This is a genomic window from uncultured Dialister sp. (genome assembly GCF_937959425.1).
In the GTDB taxonomy this organism is placed as follows: domain Bacteria; phylum Bacillota; class Negativicutes; order Veillonellales; family Dialisteraceae; genus Dialister.
Genome location: NZ_CALGPS010000165.1, coordinates 1 through 7,180, shown reverse-complemented (window position 1 = coordinate 7,180; position 7,180 = coordinate 1). Strand labels below are relative to the sequence as shown.

The 7,180-nt window shown below is 56.2% G+C and carries 1 protein-coding gene; it reads right to left on the bottom strand.

Annotation, left to right across the window (positions count from 1 at the left end; all coding sequences use genetic code 11):
* Positions 1–1,391: 1,391 nt before the first annotated feature.
* Complete coding sequence (locus tag Q0482_RS06760; protein WP_299144916.1) at positions 1,392–6,056, bottom strand: EAL domain-containing protein; 4,665 nt, start codon at positions 6,054–6,056, stop codon at positions 1,392–1,394.
* Between the last annotated feature and the right edge of the window lie 1,124 nt (positions 6,057–7,180).

Genomic DNA, 7,180 nt, shown 5'->3' with positions numbered 1-7,180 from the left:
CGGTGGCCACCCCCTATCCGGCTGCGCCGGACTTCTCCACGGGAAAGCGTCTCACACGATTCTCAGGTCGCTTGGCTCCCCTACGAATCGTGTTCGCTTGCCACCCCTATTCAGGGGACAGAATAGGGCCTCTCTGCATTTTCCTTCTGTGTCATATGTGGCACATTGCTCAGCGCCCATAGTGCCCCCGCTTTAGCGGGGGAAAGGTGGTGCCGTAAGGCACCAAAGGGGGAATCGCCGGAATGGTACAGGAAGAGTATGACTGCATTGCGTGTCCCCACACATTTTCTTTCCCCTTGAGGTGGCAAGGGAACGGGATTCGTAGGGAGCCAACGACGACTGAGAATCCCGTGACACGCTTCCCTTTGGGGGAAGTGCCGCGAAGCGGCAAAAGGGTGTACGAGGCAAAGCAACGGTATGTCACTCATTTTTTGACCTGACCGCCGAAAGGCGGCCTGCTCCGCTTTAGCGTTTCATTCCGATTCTTACCTTCATCCACCCCTTCGCCACTACGTGGCCCTCTTCACCGGTCAGTCAAGCAAAAGGTAGGCCTCTCTATATTTCTCGTTTCCCCTTGAGGGGAAGTGCCGCGGAGCGGCAAAAGGGTGTACGAGGGTAAGAATAATTATGATACTCCTTCGCCAGTTTATGCAGGGCCAACTTTGACTGACTCGGAGACCCTATGCAGGGTCTCCGCCTAAAGGGGACGCAAGGGTTTGTGAACATAAAGCCATTCGTATCATCTCTATTCTTACCATCCTGCCAAATTGGCCGCCTGCGGCGGCCACCCCCTATCCGGCTGCGCCGGACTTCCCCCCTATTCAGGGGGCAGAATAGGGCCTCTCTATACTTCCCTCTATCATCATATGTGGCACATTGCCCAGCGCCCATAGTGCCCCCGCTTTAGCGGGGGAAAGGTGGTGGCGCCAGCCACCAAAGGGGGAATCTCCGCGATGGTAAGAAGCACTTATGAGTCATTTCTCCATGTACCAACCCCTTCCACCGCTTACGCGGTCCCCCTCCCCCTGCAAGCAGGGGGAGGCAAGTTTAAAGTGTACACGGTCCCCCTCCCCCTGCAGGCAGGGGGAGGCAAGTTTAAAGTGTACACGGTCCTCCTCCCCTGCAGACAGGGGGAGGCAAGTTTAAAGTGCACACGGTCCCCCTCCACCTGCAGTCAGGGGGAGGCAAGATTAAGGTGCACGCGGTCCCCCTCCGCCCCGGTGGCAGGTTTTAGTGTATGGTCGGCTTTGCCGCCCCACAGAAAAGGCGCCCTTCTTTCTGAAAGGGCGCCTTCTTTATTTACCATTCACCATTTACCATTTCTTTCTGCGTCCAGCCGACAGCCGTCCCCCCAGCTCACTAGTACACCAGCTCACCAGTCCACTACCTCCCTACATCCTTGGATTTCTCTTATCGGCGTACATTTTCTTATCCACTTCGGAGATCAGGCTGTCTATGTCGGTGACGGGAGCGGTGCGGAGGGCGCAGCCGAGGGCTATGGAGAGGCCCTGGAGGGCGAGTTTGGATTTCAGTTCTTCTTTCACCTGCAGCACTTTTTCCGGCGATGCTTCTTCCAGCGCCATGATGAATTCGTCGCCGCCCATGCGGAAGGCGTGGTCTCTGCCCACCAGGTCGGCCATAAGGGAGGAGAGGGTGATGAGGGCGCGGTCGCCGGCTTCGTGGCCTTTGCCGTCGTTAATCTGTTTCAGTCCGTTCATGTCGCCGAAGAGGAAGGCTGTTTTTCTGCCCGCCGGAAGGGCGTGGATGTATTCCATGAAGGAGCGGCGGTTCATGAGGCCGGTGAGCTGGTCCACGTGGCCCATGGCTTTCAATTTGTCCATGGTGTCCCTGTTCCGTATCATGATGGCGATGAAGCGGGTGAGGGTGGCGAGGAGTGGGCTGGCTTCTTTCATGGCTTTTTCGGAGGGGTTTACGATTTCCGTGTAGCCCAGGGACTGGCCGCCGATGAGGAGGTGGCCGGAGATGAGGCGTTTGAGGCCTTTCCGGTAGTCGGAGGCAGCAAAGCCGTAGGATTTGGCCACGGCGTCGATATCTTCGATGATGGCCACCTGGTCGGCGCCGAATCGGTCGTAGATGGGCCGCACCATGTCCGCCGGTACGTGCTGGTATTTCTCCTGCTCCGGCACGGCGCCCTTTCTGCACCATTCGTAGGTGTTTTTGAAGCTGCCGTCTTCCTGTATTTCAAAAATGCATGCCTTTTCCGCTTCCAGGATTTCCCCTATGCGGGAGAGCATTTTCATGATACCCTCATGGGGATTTGTGGCCGAAAGGCCCAGTTCGATGGCGTCATTCACCGCCATTTCCTTGAAGACCATGTAGTTCTTTTTGAAATCCCGCTCTGCGTAGCCGCCCAGGTTGGTGGCGATTTCAAAGTGACAGGTTTTCCCGTACCAGGAAATCAGGGTATGCTGGGTGAGGTAGTCGTGGCCGGTGAAGCGGTTATGGAAGGTCTGGGTATAGAAACGGTCCCTCCGGATAAAGGCCAGGGGGCAGCCGTCACAGGGTCTGTCTCCGCCCAGAATCACTTCATAGCATTTCTTCCCTGTATAGTCATAGTCCCCCGGGTATCCCAGATCCCGAAGGCCTGCCTTATTGATATAGAGAAGGCTGTAGTCATCAGGGTCGGATATGGCCACCTGGTCACTGCTGTTGTCGAAGACCCTTCTGTCGAAGGTGATCCTGTCGCCGCGGTACAGGGACTGGCCGTATTTCTGATTTTCCGCTTCCGAAAGTCTCCGGGAAAGGATACGGAAGAGGTCATCCGCCGTCCTTGCTTCGGAGCCCAGGGCCAAGGCGTACTGCAGGAAGAGTGTCACATTCCGCCCGCCGGCCTGGTGGATTTCATGAACCCGGTTAGAGAGCTCCAGCATGCGCTGGCGGATATCGGAGGTGCTTCTCATCTTCATCATCACCAGGAATCGTCCGCTTCCCAGATAGCCGATGGCTTCCCGATGGAAGAAGAACCGGGTAAGGGTATCCGTAAGCTTTTTCAGGAGTTTTTCCCTGGTATCTCCGCCGTAGAGACGGCCCGCTTCGTCCAGGGCCGGTATGCTGAGGAGCAGGGCGCCGTAGTTTTCTCCATGGGCGCTGTAGTTTTCCTGGAAGGTCATGGCAGTCATGACCATGCCCCGGAAGTTCAAGAGGCCCGTTTCCGGGTCGATGAAATCCAGTTTCCTTTCCGCGCGGAAATGGGCGGCCATTTCGTCCATGTCAAAGAAATAGCCCATAAGGCCTGCGATATCATTACCCAGGTACAGGGGGAATTTCGTAGACCGGATACGGTGCACCTGTCCCCGGATAATGCAGCGGCCCAGCACTCTGCGGGAGATATGCCCTTCCTCCAACACCTTTTTCTCTTCCTTTTCGAAATGGGTGCCGTCCACATGCCAGCCTATTTCTTCATCGGTTCTGCCCAGAATGTCTTCCAGGGACAGCCCGAACTTCTCCAGAAAGGCGCGGCTGGCACCAAGAAAGCGGCGTTTCCTGTCCTTCCAGAAGAAGCAGAGGCTCCCGTTTTCCATGAGGGCCGTAAAGGCGGACTCCTGCAGGTTCCAGTCGCTCCGCCCGCCTGTGGACAAACCATAGGAGGCGGCGTAGAGGGAGAGCAGTGCCTTCCCGTCCTCCGCTTCATCCACCGCCGTGTCCTTGATGCCCAGCAGGATTTCACCGTCCTCCGCAGGCCCCATGAAGGCAAGATTAAACTCCTTCCACCGGTAGCTGCCGTTTTCCATGCGGACTCTGAAAAGGCCGGTAACAGCACTTGCACGGGGATTTTCCGCTTCCTTTTCCAGATGTTCCCTGCCCATAAAGGCAAGGAAACGCTTCCGGTCTTCCTCATGGACGAAATCCGCCATTTTCATAAACTGTTCCTTAGGCACCGTTTCCCCGTTTACTGCCAGCCCGTTCATGGACTCCATCACTTCCACCATGCCCGATTTCTTCAGTACATAGAGACCGTCATAGATGGTGAAGAGATGGCGCAGCAGCTTATCCATGTAGGATACAGCCTTCCGCTCCTCCCGGCCGGACAGGGCGTAATACTCCAGCTTCCCGGCGTACAGCTTCCCCTGGGACACCAGCACCTTCAGGGAGCAGTGCACGTACTGTCCCCGGAAAAGGTACATCATGGTCTCCTTCCGGTGATGTTTCCAGGATGCTTCCATGAGCTGGCGGAACTGCTGCTTCACCGTCCTGTCCATGGCGATGATACGCCTTCCGTCCTTCATGAAATAGTCTGCATGAAGGGAAGAGGCCTCCTGGCGGCTGGCATCATTTTCAAAGAGGATTTCGATTTCCTCCCCGTCGAAAAGGAAAGCGCCGGAGGGATTGTCCCCCACCACATTGGCCAGTCCCACCCCGTCATAGAGGGCCGCTTCCGCCGCCGTCTCCACGCCCTGATGATTCTCCACCACCTGCCGGTAGCTTTCCTCATAGGGCAGGGGCCTGCTGTAGTAATATCCCTGGATTTTCTCGCAGCCCACGCTTTTCAGGAAATCCGCCTGCTCCTTCGTTTCCACCCCTTCCGCCAGGGTATGGACGCCAAGCTCCTTGGCCATAAAGATGACGGAGCTGATAATCTTCTTCCCTGCCTCATTCATATCCCGCTGGAATGCCATGTCCAGCTTCAGGGTATCGAAATGATAGGACTTCAGCACATTCAGGGTGGAATAGCCGCTGCCGAAATCGTCCAGCCAGCACTCATAGCCCGCCTTCCGGAAACGGTCAATTTCCAAAGCCAGCCGATTTCCATCCCTCTTCAGGGCCGTCTCTGTGATTTCCATATGGAAAAAGCTGCGGGGCACCTGGTATTTCTTCACCATGCTTTCCATGAAAAGGAAGGGATTCATGGTCTCAAAGTCCACAGCCGAAAGATTCACGGAAACCGGCACAAAGGGCCGCCGGTTATCCCGCAGGAAACAGTACCGCATGGCCACCTTTTCAATCACATAGGTATCCAGCAGATGGATAAGCCGCGCCTCCTCCAGCACCGGCACGAAAATATCCGGCGTAATCAGCCCCCGCTCCGGATCCTCCCACCGGGCCAGGGCCTCCGTGCCGCACACCTTTCCTGTAAAAGAGCGCACCACCGTCTGGTAGTACACCTTGATATATCCCTTCTCCAGAGCCTCCTCGAAATGGCCCAGCACATAGGCCCTGTCCGCCAGCCACCGGCCCATACAGTCCTTGTACAGCACCCAGGTACGGCCGGCATCCCCCTTAATCCAGTCCGCTGCAATCTTCGCCCTGTCAAAAAGCAGATGGAGACTGCTTTCCGTTACTTCCACATTCTCCGGATTGACGATGTGCACCCCCGCCTTCAGACGCACGGAAGAATCATTCACATACCCGTCCATCTCCCGGGCCACCGCTTCGATCCGCTCCTTCACATCCTGATGGGGCGCCAGCACCGCAAACGTATCCCCCGTGAGATGGGCTATCAGGGCATGGGGAAAATGGGCCCGAAGCCTTTCCGCCATATACCGGATGACCTCATCCCCCGCCTCCATGCCATGGCGGGAATTATAGACCTTGAAATTCGTAAGATTGAAATACAGCGGCACCCGCCGTCCGAAAATGTGATTCTCCACATCTTCCAGGGCCAGATGATAAATGGCAGGATAAAAAGACTCCCGGGTCATGAGCTGCTCCGCCTCATCCACCTTCCCTTCATTCTGACGGCGGACACAGGTCACGCACCACACCTTCCCGAAAGCGGCCGTCTCCTCCATGCCTGCCATGCCCTCCACCGGCACAGCCTCCCCGTCCTTCGTCTTCAGAAAGAAAGGGAAAGCGCTCACATTCCTGCTCTTCCCCGCCTCATATCGCTGGCGCAGAGGAATATACCGCCCCTCCGTGAGTCCCTCGAAGGAATGGTTCAGAGAAAGAAGCTCCTCCAGAGACGAAAATCCGGTCAAAGAAAGAAACGCCCTGTTTCCATAAAGCAAACGCTCCTCATCGTCCATGGAAACAAAACAAATCCCGCAGGGCAGCCCCTCCACCACATCGCATACCATCTGACTCGTGCAGTCACTCATACCTATCATCCCGTCTCAAAATCCGGCCGGATTCCCAAGCCCGTGAAACATTTCCTCGTCCATAGCCCAAAAGCATAAAGCACTATGTTATATTAGTCTAGTTTAAACTTATTATACCACAGATTATTACAAGTAATGAGCGGGGATGGGGCAGAGTGAAGGGATAATGGCGGCAGCGCCGCAGGTTCAGAGGGTTCAGAGAGTTGTGGTGGGCGCCCATGTGGAAAATGGTAAATGGTGAATTGTAAATGGTGAATGAATGTGGCACCCTGAACATAAAAAGGCGCCTCTTTTGATAAAACCTGGGAGCCGCCCTGGCGGGCGGGGGAAAACAGGCAAACCGCGCCTAACGGCGCGATGGAAATACACCCCTATCCCCGCCTGCGGCGGTACTTCTCCCGGAGGGGGGACAGAACAACCCGTGCTCTGCATTGAGCCACTTATGAGAAAATAGCCTCGCGGAGCTTTGTTGTCCCCCCGCCTGCGGGGGGAAAGTGGTGCCACAGGCACCAAAGGGGGCGCCGCGACGGGAAAATCACTTATGTCTCATCTCTCCAGATACCATTCTGCCGAATTGGCCACCTGCGGTGGCCACCCCCTATCCCGCTGCGCCGGACTTCCCCCTATTCAGGGGGCAGAATAAAACCGCAGAAAACCAATCACCTTATAAGTACTACAAGGCATAGCGCCGCTAAAAGTTTCCCCTCCGGGGGAAAGGTGGTGCGTCAGCACCAAAAGGGGTGCATTTCCATCGGGCGAAGCCCGGTTGTATGGTTTTCCCGCCGCTGCGGCCATAACCTCAAATTGCCCGAAATGCCCAGCACCCATAGTGCCCCCTGAACAGGGGGAAAGGTGGTGGCGCCAGCCACCAAAGGGGGAACCGCCGGAGTGATACAAGGAGCATATGATTCATTTCTCCGTGTACCATTCTTCTGAATTGGCCGCTACCATCGGTCAGCCGACTAAAAGGAAGGCCTCTTATTGGGCAGGCTAGAGGCCAACTTCGGCTGACTTGGAGGTCCTATGCAGGACCTCCACAGCCACCCCTTATCCGGCTGCGCCGGACTTCCTCCACTGGAAAGCGTCTCACGTGATTTTCAGGTCGCTATCGCTCCCCTACAAAT